The organism is Gordonia sp. PvP123, assembly GCF_040547295.1.
GTDB lineage: Bacteria > Actinomycetota > Actinomycetes > Mycobacteriales > Mycobacteriaceae > Gordonia > Gordonia terrae.
In genome coordinates this window covers 261,718-281,055 of the sequence record NZ_JBEPPN010000002.1, presented here as the reverse complement: position 1 = coordinate 281,055, position 19,338 = coordinate 261,718, and the positions used below count along the sequence as shown (strand labels likewise).

The following is a 19,338-nucleotide window of genomic DNA, read 5'->3' as shown; positions in this document are numbered from 1 at the left end:
CCGATGACCGAGGCAGACGAGCAGTACCGCATCGAGCACGACACCATGGGCGAGGTCCGGGTGCCCGTCGACGCCCTGTGGCGGGCCCAGACGCAGCGCGCGGTCGAGAACTTCCCGATCAGCGGACGCCCGCTCGAGCGCACGCAGATCCGCGCGATGGGACTGCTGAAGGCGGCCTGCGCCACGGTCAACTCCGACCTCGGCCTCCTCGACACAGAGAAGGCCGAGGCGATCGTCGCCGCGGCGACCGAGATCGCCGACGGTCTCCACGACGACCAGTTCCCGATCGATGTGTTCCAGACCGGTTCGGGCACCAGCTCGAACATGAACACCAACGAGGTCATCGCGTCGATCGCGAAGTCACGCGGCGTGGACGTCCACCCCAACGACCATGTCAACATGTCCCAGTCGTCGAACGACACGTTCCCGACGGCGACGCACGTCGCCGCGACCGAAGCTGCCGTCACCGATCTGATCCCGGCGCTCGAGCACCTGCAGAAGGCGCTTGGCGACAAGGCAACCGAGTGGCGTGAGGTTGTCAAGAGCGGTCGCACGCACCTGATGGACGCCGTACCGGTCACGCTCGGTCAGGAGTTCGGCGGCTACGCGCGCCAGGTCGAGGCGGGTATCGAGCGGATCACTGCGACCCTCCCCCGCGTCGGCGAACTGCCCATCGGCGGCACCGCCGTCGGCACCGGCCTCAACGCCCCGGCCGGTTTCGGCACCAAGGTCGTCGCCGAACTCGTACGACGCACCGGTGTCGAGTCCCTCACCCTCGCGAAGGACAACTTCGAGGCACAGGCGGCCCGCGACGGGCTCGTCGAACTCTCCGGTCAACTGAAGACGATCGCGGTGTCACTCACCAAGATCGCCAACGACGTCCGCTGGATGGGCTCGGGTCCTCTCACCGGACTCGGTGAGATCCTCCTCCCGGACCTGCAGCCGGGCAGCTCCATCATGCCGGGCAAGGTCAATCCCGTTCTGCCCGAAGCGGTCACACAGGTCGCGGCGCAGGTCATCGGGAACGACGCCGCGGTCACCTGGGGAGGTGGCAACGGAGCGTTCGAGCTCAACGTCTACATCCCGATGATGGCGCGCAACGTCCTCGAGTCGGAGAAGCTGCTCGCCAACGTCTCCCGGTTGTTCGCCGATCGGTGCATCGCCGGCCTGCGGGCCAACACCGAGCGGTTGCGCACCCTCGCGGAGAGTTCGCCCTCGATCGTCACCCCGCTCAACAGCGCCATCGGGTACGAGGAAGCGGCAGCCGTGGCCAAGCAGGCCCTCAAGGACGGCAAGACGATCCGGGAGACGGTCCTCGACCGCGGCCTGGTCGGCGAGAAACTGACCGAGGACGAGCTCGACGCCCGACTGGACGTGCTGAAGATGGCCAATCTCGACCGGGAGCGCTGAGAACCGTGGCGGCGCAACTGCTTCCCTTCCCCACCGACTGGCAGACCGCGCTCGTGCTCGTCGCCCACCCGGATGATCCCGAATACGGGATGGCGGCGGCCGTCGCCCGCTGGACCGGCGAGGGCCGACGCGTGGTGTACGCGTTGGCCTCGAGCGGCGAGCGGGGCATCGAGGGTCTGGCACCGGCCGAATGCGGCCCGCTGCGGGAAGCCGAGCAGCGCGCGTCGGCGTCGATCGTCGGCGTCGACGAGGTCGAGTTCTGGGGCTTTCCGGACAGCGATATCCGCAATGTCCCCGAGTTGCGGGCCAAGATCGCCGAGACCGTCGACCGCGTCCGCCCGCAGGTCATCGTGTCGCTGTTCGGCGGCCCCGAATGGGCGCCGGGGATGCCGAACCAGCGCGACCACATGGAGTTCGCGGCGGCGGTGCTCGACACCTACGACGCCCTGGAGTCGCCACCGTCGTGGTTGTTCGAGAACGGCCCGGCGGCGACCCACGTCGTCGAGGTCGAGGATCAGATCGACACGGCCGTGCATGCTCTGGCCGCGCACGACCGATACCTCTCGGTCCTCGACCCGGACACTCCCGTGCTCGATCAGGCGCGGACACAGATCGAGATGGCGACGGCGCCGCGGGACGACGACCCCCGCGGCCACGTGGCCGGCTTCGAGCTGAAGCGAGGCCGCCGGAGCTGACGTCCGCTTGGTCATTGGCCCTCCCGTCGGTGACCTTCGGCCCCTCCCGCCGGGTGCGCCACCGGTGGATGGTGTGGGGGTCCGTTTCTCCGCACACCGTCGGAGCCAGCCTCTCCCAGGGGGACCGTCATCACCTTCACGGCCGTTCTCGTCGTTCTGTTCGCCGCCTTCGTCGCTTGCGCGATCATCGGGTTGTCGGTGTGGCTGCTGGTGCTCTTCGGCGTGCTGACCGGGCTGCACTCAGTGGCCTGGCTGACCGAGCGGACATCGGCCTGGCGGCTGCCCGCCGAGACCGACCCGTCCCCGCTAGAGCTGCGCTGACCACCGCAGCGCGAGACCACCGCCGTCCGGCGGAGTGGTCAGCGTGAACTCGCCGCCGACCTTCTCCGCGCGGAGTGCGAGATTGCGCAGGCCGCTGGGGGTCACGTCCGACGGCAGGCCGATGCCGTCGTCGATGACCTCGACCACGAGTTCGTCGGCGACCGCGATCGACACCGTCACCGTCGTCGCCCGGGCGTGCTTGACGACGTTGCTGACCGCCTCGCGCGTCACGGCGACGACGTGCTCGGCCAGCGGTGGCTCGACCACCGACAGCGGGCCCGAGGTCCGGACGTGCATCTGTATCGGCAGGTCGTCGATCTGCTGGTCGATGACCTCCTGCACACGCTGCCGCAGACGGGTCACCGTCATGTCCTCGGCCTGCAGATCGAAGATGGTCGTCCGGACCTCCTGGACGATGTCCTGCAGGTTGTTGATGGAGCGGGTGAGTCGCGAGCGGATGTCGGGTGAATGAGTGCGCTGCAGCGTCGCTTGCAGACTGAGACCTTCGGCGAAGATCCGCTGGATCACGTGATCGTGTAGATCGCGGGCGATGCGTTCCCGATCTTCGAGGACCCGCATCTGGTGGGTCTGCATCGTCGCGGTGGCCATTTGCAGTGCCAGTGCGGCCTGGTCGGCGAAGTCCGCGCTGAGCCCGAGGAGATCCCGCGCGAACGGTTCTCGTCCGTCGGCCCGCATCGCGATCAGCACGCCCCTGGTGGAATCCGCCGTGCGCAGCGGGGCGGCCATGACCGGCCCGTAGCGCGTCGAATCGCCGACGTCGTATTCCAGGTGATTACGGAGTACCGGGGTCCGCTGGACGAACGCGGTTCCCGATGTCGACCCGGTGATGGGGATGCTCTGCCCGCGGAACACGTGCCCGTCGGCTCCTTCGGCCACCGTGATGACGAGTTCGTCGATCAGTTCGACGGGCTCCTCGGTGTCGTGGGGTTCGGCGATGAAGACGAGGTCGGCATCGGCGAGGTTCAGCACCTTCCGTGCGATCTGTTCGAGGACATCCTGATGGTCTGCGCCGGTCAGCAATTCGGTCATCACGTCGCGGTTGGCCTCGATCCAGGCCAGCTGATTCTGTGCCTGCTCGTAGAGCCGGGCGTTGTCGATGGCGATCCCGGCCGCCGAGGCCAGCGCCTGGATCACCACCTCGTCGTCCTCGGTGAACACCCCGCCGTTCTTCTTCTCGGTCAGGTAGAGATTGCCGAAGATCTCGTCCCGAACCCGGATCGGGGTGCCGAGGAAACTGGTCATCGGCGGATGATTGGCGGGGAATCCCACCGATTCGGGGTGCTCGGACAGGTCGGACAGTCGCAGGAGTTCGGGCTGATCGATGAGCTGGCCGAGGACGCCGCCCCCGGTGGGCAGGTTGCCGATCAGCACGCGGGTGTCGTCGTCGATGCCCTGCGAGAGGAATGCGGACAGGTGGTGGCCGCTCCCGAGCACACCGAGCGCGCCGTACTCGGCGTCGACCAGCCGGATCGCCGACGCGACGATCGATTCGAGCGTGGTTTCCAGGTCGAGCCCGGAGCTGACGACGAGCATCGCCTGGAGAAGTCCGTCGGTCTGATCGCGCACGTCGGCGATCTGACCGATCCGGTCGGAGACCTCGTCGAGCAACTCGCGCAATCGCATCTGCGACAGCGCTTTCTGCATTTCGAGCGATCTCGGGTCGAGTTCCGAGAATTCGGAAACCATATTCAGATCATAGTCAGAGACGAATTCAACCGCCGTGCTTCGGTCGAACGAGGTTTCGGACCGCGGAATCCGGGGAAATCGTTTGTTCGCCGTGCGCACATTCGGCGATATCGTTCGCCGCGCCGTACAATCTGTGCGTCCGTTGCCGGAGGGAGACGGCATGATCCGGGTTTTCCTGGTCGACGACCACGAAATCGTCCGCCGGGGTCTTGTCGAACTCCTCGACTCCGTAGCCGACGTTGAGGTGGTCGGCGAAGCCGCGTCCGTCGCGCAGGCGCTGGCGCGGATTCCCGCGGTGTCGCCGGACGTCGCCGTACTCGATGTCCGGCTGCCTGACGGCAACGGCATCGAACTGTGCCGCGACCTCCTGAGCAGGGTGGACGGCCTCCGCTGTCTCATGCTGACCTCGCTGACCGACGACGAGGCGATGATGGACGCCATCCTGGCCGGGGCCAGCGGCTATGTCATCAAGGACATCACCGGTATGGAGCTGGCACGGGCCATCACGGAGGTCGGCGCCGGTCGATCGCTGCTCGACAACCGCGCCGCCGCGGCCCTGATGGACCGATTGCGCGCGCGACAGGACGCCGAGAAGCCCGTGGACGACGGTCTCAGCGAACAGGACCGCACACTGCTCGCCCTCCTCGGAGAGGGTCTGACGAACCGTCAGATCGCCGCTCGCATGCATCTCGCGGAGAAAACCGTCAAGAACTACGTCTCGCGACTTCTCAGCCGGCTCGGGATGGAACGGCGCACGCAGGCGGCCGTGTATGCGGCCAAGGCCGCGAACCGCGATCGACGACGCTGAGCCCTCCCCGACAGGGTCCTTGGTCCCCACGATGGGGGATCTTCGTCGCATGCGCGCCGTGACGCGGGGTCGTGTACTGGAAGGCACGGACCCCACGGGGGTCACCGGTGTGCGGCCTGCAGAGGGGGCAACCGCGTTGACTGCGTCCACAATCGTCGGGATCGACGGTTCGGCCACCGCCCGCACGGCGGCGTGCTGGGCGGCACGCGATGCCCGGTTGCACGATTCACCGCTCCAGCTCGTGTCCGCGGCCTGCCCGTCGGCCGGCCTCGTCGCCGAGAGCCCGCAGGCCCTCGAGCCACTGCGGAGGCGCGCCGAGCGGGCGCTGTCGGACTCGCGCCGGGCGATCGCGGAATCGGGTCAGGCGACCGCTCAGATCGACTGGATCACCAGCCGGATCGAGTGCGCACCGCCCATACCCACTCTGCTCGACGCCTCGGCGGCGGCACGGATGCTGGTCGTCGGCAACCGAGGTCATCGCGCAGCCGACCGCGTTCCGCTGGGATCGGTCGCGGTTGCACTCGCCGAACACTGCCGGAGTCCGTTGACCGTGGTCCGTGACCCGGGTCCGGTCGCTCGTGAATCGTTGTCGGCTGCGGTTGTGGTCGGCGTGGACGGGTCGCGCGCGAGTCGCCGGGCCGCGACCGCCGCTTTCGCCGAGGCAGCGGTCCGCGGTGTCGCCCTCACGGTTGTCCACGCCTGGAGCGACTCGGACGGGTCCGACCGTGATCCGACGACACTGTCACCAGAGCACGACCTGATCGCCTGGCGGAACCTGCGCACCCGGGTTGCGACGGGCTGGCTCGACGACGAACTCCGTTCGCTGCGCGCAGACCACCCGACGGTCCGGGTTCGGCGCTCCGTCGTTCGGGATCGTCCGGCGCGAGCACTCCTCGATCACGCACAGGCCGCGCAGCTGGTGGTGGTCGGCGCCCGCGGGCGCGGCGGCTTCGACCACATGCTGCTGGGTTCGACCGCCCGCGCTGTCCTGCAGGGAGCCCGATGCCCGGTCATGGTCGTCCCGTTCGGTCGATGACCCGACGCCGGCGCCGTCCGTCGAACGATGTGTCATTGGACCCTTGAGATCTATATCACATACGCTGAGACTGAAGTGGTCGCTCGTCCGAGTGTGGGAGGGCCCTCGGACGACCACGACCCGATACGTCCCCGAACGACAGAAGGTCCACCGAGATGACAGTTGTTTCCGCGCTCGTGGAAACCGAAGGGTCCCCCTTCGACCGGAACTGCGACAGTTGCGGACGCAGCTTCACCGTCCGCATTCGCCTCCGTCGGTCCGATCTGGATGACCTCGCCCGGGTCAACGGCTGGCACATCGGCACCGACACCACGTGGTGCCCGGGGTGCCGATGCGCCCGGATGAGCCTCTCGACGTCCTAGTCCGGGTGCGGCTCGCCGTCAGCCCGCCTGACCGGCGAGTCCGAACAGCGAGGGAACCACACCGACCAGCTGCGAGAGCAGTCCGGTTAGGACATCGGCACCCGGGACACCCGACGTGGCGGGCGGTGTCGTCCCCGGAGGCGTCGTGCCCGGAGCGGTTTGAGGGGTTGCTCCGGGCGCTTCGCCGGCCGGTGCCCCCTGATTGACCCCGATGGTGATTTTCGGGTTCTTCGCCGGATCGAGCCACACGAGGATCTGCTTCATCAGTTCACGCTCGATGGCGACACAGCCCATGGTCGGTTGACCGTTGGTGACGTGGAGGAACATCGCCGAGGCCCGGCCCGGGGTGCGCTGCGGATTGTGCGCGATGTTGACCGCATAGTCGTAGACCGGCCCGGAGTTGTACAGGTTCTCACTGTCCCCGCCCGGGCTCTGCGGCTGCCGTACGTGCGTGTTGTAGGTCGGCGACTTCATGTTCGAGTCCCACCAGTCCTGTTGGTCGACCTTGAGGTAGGGCATCTTGGTGCCGGGGTTCGCCGCGCGGCCGAACGCCTGGTCGAGCGCGAAGGTGCCCGCCGGCGTCCGGTGGACGTTGTCCTTCGGCTCCCCCATGCCCAGCGATCCGAGCGATGCCTTCGTCGGGCCGATGACCGGTTTCCACCCACCGTCGGCGCCCTTGTCGAACGCCGTCAGGGTGGCGGTGGTGTCGGACGCCTTCGGCGCCGTGACGACGATCATCTGGCTGGTCGCCCCGCCCGTTCCGGGTGCGTCGGCGCCATCGGCCGATCCGGTCCCCGCCAACTGGTCGAGGATGCCGTCGAGCAGCGGAATCTCCGATCCGGGCGTCGCGCCGGGACCCGGCGTCGTGGAGGTCTCCGGCGTCGTCGTCCCGGGTGTAGTTGTCTCTGGGGCGGCGAGCGACTGGCCGGCACCGCCGACAGTCGCGGCCAGCACCGCGATCACCAGTAGTCCCAGCAGTCTCATTTGCCTCATCAGTAACTTCTGCACCACACCAGTGTGACAGTGCGCAAGAGTCGATGAGTCACGTCCTGGTCACGGTGCGGTTCGGATCGGGTGTCGGCCGGTACCCCTCAGACCACTCGCGCGCCGCCCGTGAAATGCGGTTCTCGATAGAAAAACTGTGAATTGTCATGATTTGCGATGCAGGACAACCCGTGATTCCCAGAAACCATTCTCGTCTATTTATAGAAATAGCCAGGATCGTGTTTGCGCGTTTGTTATTAAATCATTACTGTCGCAAACGACGTCGCCTCGAGAAGGCGTTCGTCACACCGGATAGCCAGTCGATCAAAGGAAGAACAAATGACATCCTTGGAGAACGTCGAACTGCTCACCGCCATCGTCGACCTGTTGAATGCGCTGGGCGACTTCACCCCGATCGAACCGCCGACCGCCTGATCCGACACCGAAGGCCGCGTCGACTCCCGCCCCTCGGGAAGTCGACGCGGCCTTCGCGTTACGGGCCGAACCTGTTGTGTGGCCGAAGATCACGCACCCCGGGCCGATGAGCCGCCGACTACGGTGCGAACTCCTCGAGCATCTCGGTCACCAGTGCGGCGATCGGCGAACGCTCGCTGCGGGTGAGCGTGATGTGTGCGAAGAGCGGGTGCCCCTTGAGCTTCTCGATGACTGCGGCCACACCGTCGTGACGGCCCACCCGGAGGTTGTCGCGCTGGGCGACGTCGTGCGTCAGCACCACCCGCGACCCCGAACCCAACCGGGAGAGAACGGTGAGCAACACGTTGCGTTCCAGCGACTGCGCCTCGTCGACGATGACGAACGAGTCGTGCAGTGAACGTCCACGGATGTGCGTCAGCGGCAGCACCTCCAGCATCCCGCGGCTGAGAACCTCGTCGATGACCTCCGGTGACGCGAGTCCTTCGAGGGTGTCGAACACCGCCTGCGCCCACGGACCCATCTTGTCCGACTCACTACCGGGCAGGTAGCCCAATTGCTGCCCACCGACCGCGTACAGCGGACGGAACACGACAACCTTGCGCTGCGTGCGCTTCTCCAGGACGGCTTCGAGTCCCGCGCAGAGCGCCAACGCCGATTTGCCGGTGCCCGCCTTGCCGCCGAGCGACACGATCCCGACGCTGTCGTCGAGGAGCAGATCGAGCGCGACCCGCTGCTCGGCCGACCGTCCGTGGAGTCCGAAGGCCTCGCGGTCGCCACGTACCAACTGCACCCGCTTGTCGGCATTCACCCGGCCCAACGCACTCGACGTGGCGCTGAGCAATCGGATTCCGGTGTGGCACGGGAGCTCCCGGGCCTCGTCGATGTCCACGACGCCCTCGGCGAACAGCGTGTTGATCGCGGCGGTCTCGACGTCGAGTTCGGTCATGCCCGACCACCCCGACACGACGACGTCCTGGGCGTGGTACTCGTCGGCGGCCAGCCCCACCGCGCCGGCCTTCACACGCAGCGGCGTGTCCTTGGACACCAGGGTCACGTCCTTGCCCTCGGCGCGCAGGTTCAGGGCACACGCGAGGATGCGGGAGTCGTTGGAGTCGGTGCGGAATCCGGCGGGCAGAACCGCGGGGTCGGTGTGGTTGAGCTCCACCTGGAGGGTGCCGCCGTCATCGCCGATCTCGAGCGGCAGGTCGAGCCGACCGTGTTCGAGTCGCATGTCGTCGAGCATGCGCAACGCCTCACGTGCGAACCAGCCGAGTTCGTGGTGGTGACGTTTGCCCTCGAGTTCGCTGATGACCACCAGTGGCAGCACGACGTGGTGTTCGGCGAAGCGCATGACCGCCCAGGGGTCGGACAGCAGCACGGAGGTATCGAGGACGTAGGTGCGTGTGGTCACGTGGGGCTCCTACATTCGTGCGGCACCCGCACAAACCGGTGTTGGTCGACCGGCGGTCCAATTGTCCGCTGTCCCGGCGTCAGCCGAGGTGGACGAGGACCGGGGCCGGCCCCCTCGCGTTGTTCGCACAAACCACGAATTGAACCTCCCGAACGAACCGCTTCCCCGCGGTCCGTCACTCGCCAACGTACGCGCGAAAACCTCAGGCGGCGCGCCGGAATCGGGTGTGTCGGCGTGAATTGTGGGTAAACCGCCGTATCGTGAGGAGCGGAGACGCAACACGGCGCCACCAGGACTTTTGTCGTCCCGGTGGCGCCGTGTTCATATCCGCGATGCCGTCGCGGTGGGCCGAGGAGTCAGCGGCCGGCGCGCGCGAGGATGCGGGTGCGCGCGGCCTCCGCCTCCGTGCCGAGTCCCGAGACGGTGTCGAGCTTGACCGCGTCGGCCAGTGCCGCGGCGATGGCCGCCTTCACGTCGTCGTCCTCGTAGTCGGCGATGAGAGCGCGCTCGGCGTCGAAATCGGCGATGTCGTGGCCGATGGGTTCGTCGAGGGCCAGCGCGCTGTCGATGGCGAGGACGGTGGCGTCCTGGTCGGCGATGATCCCGGCGTTGAGGAACGCGCCGAAGGTGGTTGCCTGCCCCTGGTCGTCATTGGCGATCTTCGTCAGGATCTCGACGAGTGTCTCGTCGCCGGCAACCGCCGTCAGGCGCTTGATGAAGTGCACGCACTGGTTCTCGTGCACGGCCATCAGCGCGAGTACGTCGAGCGGGCCGAGCGGGTCGACCTGCTCCGGGATCTGCCGGTAACCCTGCGTGACGTGGATGCGGCGACGCTCCTCGGCGTCCACCGGATCGATGGCGCGCCGGACGACGAGGTAGTCGCGCAGCACGATGGCGTGCCGGTTGTCCTCGGCGGTCCACACGCCCACGAGCTGCCGCCAGTCGGAGAACGCCGGGAAGTGCTTGGCCAGCACCCGGTGATACGACGGCAGGTTGTCCTTGGTCAGCAGGAGCGCGAGGAGCCCGGCGCGTGCCTCGTCGGACAGGAAGGCCTCCGACGGATCGAAGTCCGAACCGCCGAGGAACCCGAAGTTGCGTCCGTCGTCCCACGGCACCCAGTCGTGCGGATTCCAGGGGCTCGCAGCCGACTGGTGGTCTTCCGCGATCTCGGGAAGAGCCTTCTCGAGTGCGATGATCAGGTCGTCTTCAGTGAGGGCGTTCATCGGTGAAAGGATACTGACGCGATGCCCGGCCGGGCAATCGAGGTCAGATCCGGCTCATGAGGCCCCACTCCTCGAGACCTTCGTAGAGCGGGAAGTCGAGCGCGAGCTTGGACACGCGCCCGCGCAGGGCGGTGACGTCGGCGGACTCACCGGCGGCGAGCGCGGTCGCGATGATGTCGGCGACCTCGGTGAACTGCTCGTCGCCGAAGCCGCGCGTGGCCAGCGCGGGAGTACCGATACGCAGGCCCGAGGTGACCATGGGCGGACGCGGATCGAAGGGCACCGCGTTGCGGTTGACGGTGATACCGACCTGGTGGAGCAGGTCCTCGGCCTGCTGGCCGTCGAGCGCGCTGTCGCGCAGGTCGACCAGGACGAGGTGGACGTCGGTGCCACCGGTCAGCACCGAGACCCCGGCCTTGGCGACGTCGGAGCCCGTGAGTCGCTCGGCGAGAGCCCGGGCACCGGACAGGGTGCGGCGCTGGCGCTCGGCGAATTCCTCGGTGGCGGCGATCTTCAGGGCGACGGCCTTGCCCGCGATGGCATGCATGAGCGGACCGCCCTGCTGCCCGGGGAAGACCGCGGAGTTCAGCTTCTTGGCCCACTCCTGCTTGGCCAGGATGATTCCCGAACGAGGACCGCCGAGCGTCTTGTGCACGGTCGAGGAGACGACGTCGGCGTGCGGCACCGGTGACGGGTGGAGTCCGGCGGCGACGAGGCCGGCGAAGTGCGCCATGTCGACCCAGAGGTGGGCGCCGACCTCGTCGGCGATGGACCGGAACGCCTCGAAGTCGAGCGTCCGGGGGTAGGCCGACCAGCCGGCCACGATGACCTTCGGCTTCACGTCGAGGGCGATCTTGCGCACCTCGTCCATGTCGATGCGGAAATCCTCTTTGCTGACGCCGTAGAAGGCGTTCTCGTAGAGCTTGCCGGAGAAGTTCAGGCGCATGCCGTGGGTGAGGTGACCGCCGTGGGCGAGGTCGAGACCGAGCATGGTCTCCCCCGGCTCCATGAGCGCCTGCAGCACCGCGGCGTTGGCCTGGGCACCCGAGTGCGGCTGCACGTTGGCGAAGTCGGCGCCGAACAGTTCCTTCGCACGGTTGCGTGCGATGTCCTCGACGACGTCGACGTACTCGCAGCCGCCGTAGTAGCGGCGTCCCGGATATCCCTCGGCGTACTTGTTGGTGAGCACGCTGCCCTGCGCCTGCAGGACCGCGCGCGGCACGAAGTTCTCCGAGGCGATCATCTCGAGGGTGTCGCGCTGGCGGCTGAGTTCGCCGTTCATGGCGGCGGCGACATCGGGGTCGAGCTCGGCCAGGGACATCGAGTTCACGGATGACGGGTTCGCGGTCATGCCCCGATTCTAGGTACCCGGCGCCGGGAGCGAAGCGAGCGGGCCGACTCGATCAGGCGCCGGGAGCGAAGCGAGCGGGCCGAGTGACTACTCGAGTTCGCGCCGCAGACTCCCCGCCCGCTCCCTGAGGAGTCCCGGAGCCTGCGGAGGGACGTCACGAAGGGTGTGCCAGTTCCCGCCGCAGACTCGCCGGGATGAGTGGCTCGTCGAGCAGGCGTCCGAAGGCGGCGGCGCGGTCGTCGGCGGTGTCGAGCCACTGCCCGAGCAACCGATAACCCTCGACGTAGGTGCTGATGTACGCGCGCCACAGCGGTGAGGTGAGGAAGCGCAGCATCTGCCGGGCCCGTTCCTCGGGAGCGAGGAGCCAGCGCCGGAGGTGTTCGGCGACCGTGTCGGCGTCGGTGTGGCGGTCGTGCAGCATGAGTGCGGCGTCCTGCCGGACGGACAGGAGCCCGGCCGTGGCACGTCCGACGCGCATGGCGCGCTCGGCGTCGAAGCGGAGGCCGAGGTCGGCGTAGATCTCCTGCGCCCACGCGCCCCAGTCGGTGCCGGCGATCGCGGCGAGGGCGTGATCGGCGAGGCCCTCGGCCATCAGGCACTGCGGCGTGTTGACCAGGAAGATCGACTGCTCGTCGTGTCCGGCGCCGAGGAGGAGTTGCTCCTTGCGGCAGTGTTCGGTGTGGTGCCCGGGGTAGGCCTCGTGCGCGATGAGGGCCGGCAGGGAGGACATGTACTGCGTGAGGTCGGCGTTGATGGCCACGCGCGAGCGGTAGTCCCCGAGGTAGTAGTTGAATCCCGACCACGGCTTGTCGGTGACGACCTCGAACTCGACGATCTCGTTGTCCGGCAACGGGTATGTCGATCGAACCCGTTCGCGGAGGGCGCCGCTGAACGCGCGGACGCATTCGTCCACCCGCTCCGGCGGGATCTCGTCGGCACGCCGGTGCGCGGCATAGGCGCTGCGGAGTTCCTCGCCGGTGGCGCCCGGGACGCCGAGCGCCTCCGCGAGCTCGGAATGTGTCTGGCGGTAGCGGTCCGGGTCGGCCATCTCGATGTCGACGTCGAAGTAGGCCCGGACCTCGTCGACGAACCCGACGTCGTCGCCGGCGAACTTCCGGGCCGAGCACTCCAGGGCGCGAAGGTGCGCACCGACGAATTCGGCGCGCGCCGCATCGAGTGCACCGGGCAGGTCGGCGAGCAGACCGCGCGCACGTTCGGCGAGCCGGACGGGATCGGGAACGGGCCCGTTCTCGACCTCCGCTCGCAGTGCAGGATCGCCGGTGTAGGAGTCGACGAAGCCCCGTTCGAGGCGATCGAAGGCGAGTCCGAGTCGGAGGTATTCGGTCACCAGCGGGTTTCGGGCGCGGGTGGCGTCGGCGACGGGCGAGGACGGCATATCGGCAGGCTACCGATCGGGGCCGTCACACGTCGCCCTAAGCTGTACGCATGATCACTCCGGGAGCGGCGGATCCGACATCGGCGGAGCTGCCCTGATGGCCCGCAACGCCACCGATCGGGATCCGAGTCTGTACCTGGAGCTCGACCGGAGGCAGTGGCGTGAACTGCGTGAGTCCATGCCCCTGGTCCTCAACGAGGACGAACTGGCCGAGCTCGTCGGCCTCGGTGAGCAGATCGACCTCGACGAGGTGGCCGACGTCTATCTGCCCCTGTCACGTCTGATCCACCTGCAAGTCGCTGCGCGGCAACGGTTGTTCGCGGCGACCTCCACCTTCCTCGGCGAGCGACAGACAAATCGTCAGGTGCCCTTCGTCATCGGGATCGCCGGCAGCGTCGCGGTCGGGAAGTCGACGACCGCACGCGTTCTCGCCGCCCTGCTCGCCCGCTGGGAGTCGCATCCGAAGGTCGACCTGGTCACCACCGACGGATTCCTGCTCCGCACCGCCGAGATGCAGCGCCGGGGCATACTGCACCGCAAGGGGTTCCCCGAGTCCTACGATCGCCGGGCGCTGCTCCGCTTCGTCACCGAGGTGAAGTCGGGTGCGCGCGAGGTCGCCGCGCCCGTGTACTCCCACCTCGCCTACGACATCGTGCCCGACGTCTATCACTATGTGCGCCAGCCCGACATCCTCATCCTCGAGGGCCTCAACGTGCTGCAGACCGGCGAGACGCTGATGGTGTCGGACCTCTTCGACTTCTCCATCTATGTCGACGCCAAGATCGACGACATCGAGTCCTGGTACATCTCGCGTTTCCTGCAGATGCGGACGACGTCGTTCGCCAACCCGGACTCGCACTTCCACGCGTACGCGTCGCTGACCGACAACCAGGCGACGGCCGCGGCACGGGATCTGTGGACCTCGATCAACCGCCCGAACCTGATCGAGAACATCCTGCCCACCCGGCCGCGGGCGTCACTGGTGTTGCGCAAGGACTACGACCACTCGATCAACCGGGTGCGCCTGCGGAAGCTCTGACCGATGATGCGGCTCGGCGTTCGTCGAGTCCGGCCGGGTAGCCGCCGGCGAGTGCGATGCGGTTCCAGGCGTTGATCATAACGATCGAGGCGACCAGCTGACCCATCTCGGCGGCGTCGAAATGCGCGCGCACCGAATCGAACACGTCGTCGGGTACGCCGTTCTCCCCGATCCGCGTGACACTCTCGGTGAGGGCGAGCGCGGCCCGCTCGGCCGGCGTGAACGCCGGGCCGGCCTCGCGCCACGCGGCGATCAGCATCAGTTTGTGCGGATCGATGTCCTTGGCCAGTGCGTCGGAGGTGTGCATGTGCAGACAGTATGCACACCCGTTCAGCTGCGACGCCCGGATCACGATGAGTTCGGCGATCACCGGGTCGACGCCGGCCGACGCCGCCCGTTGCAGTGCGACCAGAGCCTTGTAGACCGACGGATTGTCCTGCGGTATCCACATTCTCGTCGCCGGCCGGGTGTCGGCGCTCACCGCCGGTCCCCCGCCCCGGCGCGCTCGCGACCGGCCAGCCACCCGTCGAGCGTCGTCGTGGTGACCACATCCGGATGGGCGGGCACCAGCCCGCCGCCCCGGATCGCCGGCCCGCCGAACCGCACGCCCAGTACCCAGCGCGGCGAGCCGGTCTGCGCGGCAACCGCTTTCGCGACATCGACCAGGTCCATGGTCACCGGTCCGCTCACCTCGACCTTCCGCCTGCCCGACGGACCCCGCTTTTCGGCCGGATTCACCGTCGCCTCGTCGGCGACCGCCACCGCCACGTCGGCCACAGCCGCCGGCGCACACCGCATCCGGGGCACCACGGCGATCGGGCCGAATCGCATCGTGGACATCATCTGCTCGGCGAGTTCGAACCACTGCACCGAGGCGACGATGGTGAGCGCGGCGGGGTCCACGACCTTCGCATAGGCGGCTTCCTGCGCCGCCTTCCCTTGGTAATAACCGAATTTGGCATTCACCGCGGGATCGTCGGCATTGGCGATCGACACCACGACGACGTGTGCGACGCCCGCGGAGGTGGCGGCGCGCCCGATGTGGGTCGCCGTGGTCTCGAAGAAGTCGATCGCGGCCGCGGCCTTCAACGTCTGGAGACTGAGGCAGTCGACGACGGCGTCGGCTCCGTAGAACGCCGCCGCCAGACCGCTTCCGGTGTAGGCGTCGACGCCGCTCGCACGGTGGGCACGCACCACCTCGTGCCCGCGCTCGACGAGCAGGTCGGCGACCCGACTGCCCAGCGCGCCGCTGGCTCCCACGATCACGATCTTCATCTCGTTCCTCCTCAAGGACGGACAACTGGATGTTCTGGGTTTAGGCTAGGCCGCGATTAGCTCAAGAAAGTGGTCCAATCCGATGGCAGAAAAACGGGTCAATTCGACGCTCCCCGATCCGTGGGCCGAAGTCGCCGAGCGGCTCGGCGCAGACCTCTTCCTGGACCTGCAGCCCGATCCCGCCGCCGGTGCCCGCGGACGGGGCGCCACCCGGCGCCGGGCCCTCACCGAGGCCCTGCGCTCGGCGATCCTCGAGAATCGGCTACCCCCGGGAACCGCCCTGCCGCCCTACCGGTCCCTCGCCGCGGACCTCGGCCTGGCGCGCGGCACCGTGTCGGCAGTGTACTCCGAGCTCATCGCGGAGGGATGGCTGACCGCTCGGCAGGGATCGGCCACCCGGGTCGCCGACGGCGCCGCACGTCCACCGGCGGTCGACGATCCCGGCGCCTCCACCGTTGTGCCCGCACTCCGCCACGACTTCTCGCTCGGACGGCCGTGTGCCGGCATGTTCCCCCGCAACGACTGGATCCGCGCCACCCGTCGCGCCCTCACCGACACCTCGGACGAGGCCTTCGGCCCGGCTCATCCCCGCGGTCGCACCGAGCTGCGGAGCGCGCTCACCGGTTACCTGGCCCGCACACGGGGGGTCCGCATCGGCCCGGACCAGATCATCCTCGGCACCTCGGTCCTCTCGGCGCTGGAGTTGTTGGCGCGCACGGTGATCGACGGCGTCATCGCGGTGGAGAGCCACGGACTGCCGTTCCACCGGCACGCCTTGGAGCGCGGCGGGGCCCGGGTCGTGCCGGTGCGGATCGACTCCGACGGCATGGTGATCGACGAGCTCGAACACACCGGCGCGGCCGCGGTGCTGCTGACCCCCAGCCACCAGTTCCCCACCGGTGTCGCCCTCTCCCCGGCCCGACGCATGCAGGTCGTCGACTGGGCGCGACGGACCGGCGCGGTCATCGTCGAAGACGACTACGACGGCGAGTTCCGCTACGACCGCGAACCCGTCGGCGCCCTGCAGGCCCTCGGACCCGACGTCGTCATCCACACCGGTTCGCTGAGCAAGAGCCTGTCGCCGGCCGTCCGCGCCGGGTGGCTGGCCGCTCCCGCACATCTGGTCGAACCGATCCTGGGCGGCAAGGGATTCCGCGAAGCCGACGCAAGTATCGTCGATCAGCTGACGCTGGCCGAGCTGATCGGCTCGGGCGCCTACGACCGGCACATCCGCCGCAGCCGTCAGGCCTACCGCACCCGGCGTGACGCGCTGGTGACAGCCCTGGCCGGCGTGGGTCTGGAAGTGCCCGGCGTCGCCGCGGGCCTGCACGCGCTCATCCCGGTCGCGCACGCCGAAGAAGGGGCGATAGTACATCGGGCCTACGAACGTGGGGTCGCGGTGACCGGGCAGTCCCTGTTCCGGCATCCCGACGCCGATCCGCTCCCCACCGGCGGGATAGGTGTCGGCTTCGGGACTCCCGCGGCGTCGACCTTCAGCAGCGATCTCCGCGCGCTGACCGGGTTGCTGGCCGACTCCATCGCACACTGACCCCGGTACGGGTCGACACCGGAGGGGCTACTTGCCGAACCGCCGACTCCGCGCGGAATAGTCGCGCAGGGCGCGCAAGAAGTCCACCCGGCGGAACTCCGGCCAATAGGCGTCGGTGAACCAGATCTCCGAATAGGCGCTCTGCCACAACAGGAATCCCGACAACCGCTGCTCTCCGGACGTACGGATCACGAGGTCGGGGTCGGGCTGACCCTTGGTGTAGAGGTTGGCGTCGATCGCCTCCACGGTCACCGCGTCCACCATCTCGGTCGCAGTCGCCCCGGCGGCCACCTTTTCCTCGAGCAGCGCGCGAACCGCGTCCACGATCTCCTGCCGTCCGCCGTACCCGACAGCGACATTGACGTTCATCCCGCGCCGTTCGGCGGTCCGGTCGGCGGCCGCCCGCAATCGCCCGGCCACCGGCTCGGGCAGTGAGTCCAGGGTGCCGACGATGCGGATGCGCCACTCACCGTCGGGCGAGGAGATCTCGTCGACGATGTCCGGCACGATCTCGAGGAGCGCGTCCAGCTCGTCGGAGGATCGGTTGAGGTTCTCGGTCGAGAGCAAATAGATGGTGACGGCCTCGATACCCAGCCCGGCACACCAGCCGAGCATGTCCGCGATCCGCTGTGCGCCCACCCGGTGTCCATGGCTGACGTCCTCGAAACCTGCTTCGCGCGCCCACCTCCGGTTGCCGTCGCAGATGATCGCGACATGCCGCGGCAGGCGCTCGGTGTCGAGGAGCTGGATGAGCCGGCGTTCGTAGACCGAGAGGACGGGGCGTCGAAGCCGATCCGGCAGCAGCTTCATCGTCGGATCGTTCCGGCGTCGTCTCGGCCTCGTGTCACGCAGGACACCTTACGCGCCGAGACGCATCTCGCCGGCCACCGGCGGTGCGGCCCTGCGTGCCGGTGCGGAGCCGCCGACGTGCCGCCGATGCGTCAAGTTACGGTACCGTAGGTTCGGTGAGCACGTTGCTGAACCAACCGGTCGACGTCCGCCCACGCCTGCGCGGAGTCATCCACCACTACTCGGCCTACGTGGCAGCGGTCGCCGGCCTCGCCCTGGTCATCGGCGCGGCCACGGTCGGCGATCCCGTCGCCGTCGTGCCGTGCGCCGTCTATGCGGTCACCGTGCTCGGACTCTTCGCGATCAGTGCGGGCTACCACCGGATCCCGTGGAAGACCGCACGTGCCCGGACCCGCATGAAGCGCGCCGATCACGCGATGATCTTCCTGTTCATCGCCGGCACGTACACACCGTTCTGCGCGCTGGGCCTGCCCTCACCGACCAGCTGGTGGGTACTCGGCATCGTCTGGGCGGGCGCCGCGGCCGGTGCGACCCTCAAGATCGCGTGGCCCGGCGCGCCGCGCTGGCTCGGGGTGAGCCTCTATATCGTGCTCGGCTGGGTGATCGTGGCCGTCGCTCCGGCACTCGTGGGCGAGACCGGCGTGCTCGTCATGGTGCTGCTGGCGCTCGGAGGCGTCTTCTACAGTGTCGGCGGCATCCTCTACGCGGCGCGCTGGCCCGATCCATGGCCGGACACCTTCGGCCATCACGAGGTGTTCCACGCCTGCACCGCGATCGCGGCCCTGTTGCACTACGTCGCCGCGTGGCTCCTCGTGCTGGGCTGACCTGCCTTTTCGGTGACCGCCCGCAGTCGGGGCGAGATCACCGCCGCTATGCTCCTTGCGTGAACCCGGACATGCGCGCCCTCCACCGCCTCCGCGGTGGGGTCGTCGGCGCGCTGTCGGCGAGTACGGCGGTGGCCGCACACGGACTCGCGGCCGGTTCCCTGCCCGCCACGACGTCACTCGTGATCATGACCGCCGCCTGTACCGCGCTCGGCTGGGCGATCGGCGCGATGTCCCGGCGACGTCCGGGGTTTGTCGCCACGATGGGGCTCCTCGCCGCCGGGCAACTGCTCGCGCATATCTCCCTCACCGCGCTCGACGCCTCGTCGGGCCACCACGCCGCCGCGGCGGCGCTCACGCACGCCCCCAGCCAGTCGATGCTGCTGGTGCACGGGGTCGCGACACTGCTGACCGCGGCCGCGATCCGGGTCGCCGAGCCGGCGCTCCTGTGCGTCCTGACCGCGATCGTCGCGCTCATCCGGGCCGTTCTCGATCCGCCCGCCGACGATGTCACCGGGCTCGTCCCCCGCCCGACACACGACGACGCGCGGCCCCGTCTGCGCGCCATCGCCGCCCTCGACACCCGCGGACCGCCCGCCCTCACGCGCTGATCCATTCCTCCGCCGACCCGTCACCCCGACGGGCCGGTCGGCGCGCGTCTGCCATCCCACCTGACCGTGGTCGATGCCGCGTGCCGTCTTC

Annotated in this window: 18 protein-coding genes; 9 read left to right on the top strand and 9 right to left on the bottom strand. The window is 68.5% G+C overall.

Annotated elements, in window-relative coordinates:
• Positions 1 to 3 precede the first annotated feature (3 nt).
• Together ABIC25_RS04135 and ABIC25_RS04130 are read left to right on the top strand one after the other, a co-directional pair.
• Positions 4 to 1,410 (top strand): class II fumarate hydratase, encoded by a 1,407-nt coding sequence (locus tag ABIC25_RS04135; protein WP_354560092.1) that lies wholly within the window; start codon positions 4 to 6, stop codon positions 1,408 to 1,410.
• Between the two features lie 5 nt (positions 1,411 to 1,415).
• Positions 1,416 to 2,105 carry a PIG-L deacetylase family protein gene (locus ABIC25_RS04130; RefSeq protein WP_004019350.1) on the top strand — a complete coding sequence of 230 codons (690 nt, stop codon included), beginning with the start codon at positions 1,416 to 1,418 and terminating at the stop codon, positions 2,103 to 2,105.
• 306 nt (positions 2,106 to 2,411) lie between these two features.
• Here ABIC25_RS04130 and ABIC25_RS04125 read toward each other — a convergent pair whose 3' ends face one another.
• Positions 2,412 to 4,133 carry a sensor histidine kinase gene (locus ABIC25_RS04125; protein ID WP_354560091.1) on the bottom strand — a complete coding sequence of 574 codons (1,722 nt, stop codon included), beginning with the start codon at positions 4,131 to 4,133 and terminating at the stop codon, positions 2,412 to 2,414.
• A 160-nt stretch (positions 4,134 to 4,293) separates the two neighbouring features.
• Between ABIC25_RS04125 and ABIC25_RS04120 the strand changes: the two genes are divergently transcribed.
• From ABIC25_RS04120 to ABIC25_RS04110, 3 genes are all read left to right on the top strand, one after another.
• Positions 4,294 to 4,941: a response regulator transcription factor gene (locus ABIC25_RS04120; protein ID WP_033203760.1), complete on the top strand. Its 648-nt coding sequence runs from the start codon at positions 4,294 to 4,296 to the stop codon at positions 4,939 to 4,941.
• Between the two features lie 136 nt (positions 4,942 to 5,077).
• Positions 5,078 to 5,977: a universal stress protein gene (locus tag ABIC25_RS04115; protein ID WP_354560089.1), complete on the top strand. Its 900-nt coding sequence runs from the start codon at positions 5,078 to 5,080 to the stop codon at positions 5,975 to 5,977.
• A gap of 155 nt (positions 5,978 to 6,132) precedes the next feature.
• Positions 6,133 to 6,339: a hypothetical protein gene (locus ABIC25_RS04110; protein ID WP_354560087.1), complete on the top strand. Its 207-nt coding sequence runs from the start codon at positions 6,133 to 6,135 to the stop codon at positions 6,337 to 6,339.
• 18 nt (positions 6,340 to 6,357) lie between these two features.
• Here the strand turns inward: ABIC25_RS04110 and ABIC25_RS04105 are convergent, their stop codons facing one another.
• The 5 genes from ABIC25_RS04105 to ABIC25_RS04085 all read right to left on the bottom strand — a co-directional run bounded on the left by ABIC25_RS04105 (position 6,358) and on the right by ABIC25_RS04085 (position 13,139).
• A complete protein-coding gene (locus ABIC25_RS04105; RefSeq protein ID WP_354560332.1) occupies positions 6,358 to 7,323 on the bottom strand; it encodes a L,D-transpeptidase family protein in 966 nt (321 codons plus the stop codon).
• Positions 7,324 to 7,876: 553 nt separating this feature from the next.
• The gene (gene phoH2, locus ABIC25_RS04100; RefSeq protein ID WP_004019356.1) at positions 7,877 to 9,169 is read right to left on the bottom strand and encodes an RNA 5'-3' helicase PhoH2; all 1,293 of its coding nucleotides are present in this window, start codon (positions 9,167 to 9,169) and stop codon (positions 7,877 to 7,879) included.
• Between the two features lie 356 nt (positions 9,170 to 9,525).
• Positions 9,526 to 10,392 (bottom strand): acyl-ACP desaturase, encoded by an 867-nt coding sequence (locus ABIC25_RS04095; RefSeq protein ID WP_239400589.1) that lies wholly within the window; start codon positions 10,390 to 10,392, stop codon positions 9,526 to 9,528.
• 43 nt (positions 10,393 to 10,435) lie between these two features.
• Complete coding sequence (glyA, locus tag ABIC25_RS04090) at positions 10,436 to 11,743, bottom strand: serine hydroxymethyltransferase (RefSeq protein ID WP_101819148.1); 1,308 nt, start codon at positions 11,741 to 11,743, stop codon at positions 10,436 to 10,438.
• Between the two features lie 154 nt (positions 11,744 to 11,897).
• Positions 11,898 to 13,139, bottom strand: a complete 1,242-nt coding sequence (locus ABIC25_RS04085) for a DUF885 domain-containing protein (protein WP_354560085.1) — start codon at positions 13,137 to 13,139, stop codon at positions 11,898 to 11,900.
• 97 nt (positions 13,140 to 13,236) lie between these two features.
• Here ABIC25_RS04085 and coaA point away from each other — a divergent pair, with 97 nt between their 5' ends.
• On the top strand, positions 13,237 to 14,178 hold the full coding sequence (coaA, locus tag ABIC25_RS04080; RefSeq protein ID WP_004019361.1) for a type I pantothenate kinase: 942 nt from the start codon (positions 13,237 to 13,239) through the stop codon (positions 14,176 to 14,178).
• On the opposite strand, the gene ABIC25_RS04075 is transcribed toward coaA, so the two are convergent.
• Positions 14,150 to 14,629, bottom strand: a complete 480-nt coding sequence (locus tag ABIC25_RS04075) for a carboxymuconolactone decarboxylase family protein (protein WP_064571999.1) — start codon at positions 14,627 to 14,629, stop codon at positions 14,150 to 14,152. The two genes, coaA and ABIC25_RS04075, sit on opposite strands and share 29 nt — an antisense overlap.
• A gap of 26 nt (positions 14,630 to 14,655) precedes the next feature.
• Positions 14,656 to 15,453: an SDR family oxidoreductase gene (locus tag ABIC25_RS04070; RefSeq protein WP_354560083.1), complete on the bottom strand. Its 798-nt coding sequence runs from the start codon at positions 15,451 to 15,453 to the stop codon at positions 14,656 to 14,658.
• 82 nt (positions 15,454 to 15,535) lie between these two features.
• Between ABIC25_RS04070 and pdxR the strand changes: the two genes are divergently transcribed.
• Complete coding sequence (gene pdxR, locus ABIC25_RS04065; protein ID WP_354560081.1) at positions 15,536 to 17,002, top strand: MocR-like pyridoxine biosynthesis transcription factor PdxR; 1,467 nt, start codon at positions 15,536 to 15,538, stop codon at positions 17,000 to 17,002.
• Between the two features lie 27 nt (positions 17,003 to 17,029).
• Here the strand turns inward: pdxR and ABIC25_RS04060 are convergent, their stop codons facing one another.
• Positions 17,030 to 17,812, bottom strand: coding sequence for an isoprenyl transferase (locus tag ABIC25_RS04060; RefSeq protein WP_004019366.1), 783 nt, complete (start codon positions 17,810 to 17,812; stop codon positions 17,030 to 17,032).
• A gap of 155 nt (positions 17,813 to 17,967) precedes the next feature.
• On the opposite strand from ABIC25_RS04060, the gene trhA reads away from it, so the two are divergent.
• Both trhA and ABIC25_RS04050 read left to right on the top strand, forming a co-directional pair.
• Positions 17,968 to 18,636 (top strand): PAQR family membrane homeostasis protein TrhA, encoded by a 669-nt coding sequence (gene trhA / locus ABIC25_RS04055; protein ID WP_354560079.1) that lies wholly within the window; start codon positions 17,968 to 17,970, stop codon positions 18,634 to 18,636.
• Positions 18,637 to 18,695: 59 nt separating this feature from the next.
• On the top strand, positions 18,696 to 19,247 hold the full coding sequence (locus tag ABIC25_RS04050) for a hypothetical protein (protein ID WP_239400599.1): 552 nt from the start codon (positions 18,696 to 18,698) through the stop codon (positions 19,245 to 19,247).
• Positions 19,248 to 19,338 lie beyond the last annotated feature (91 nt).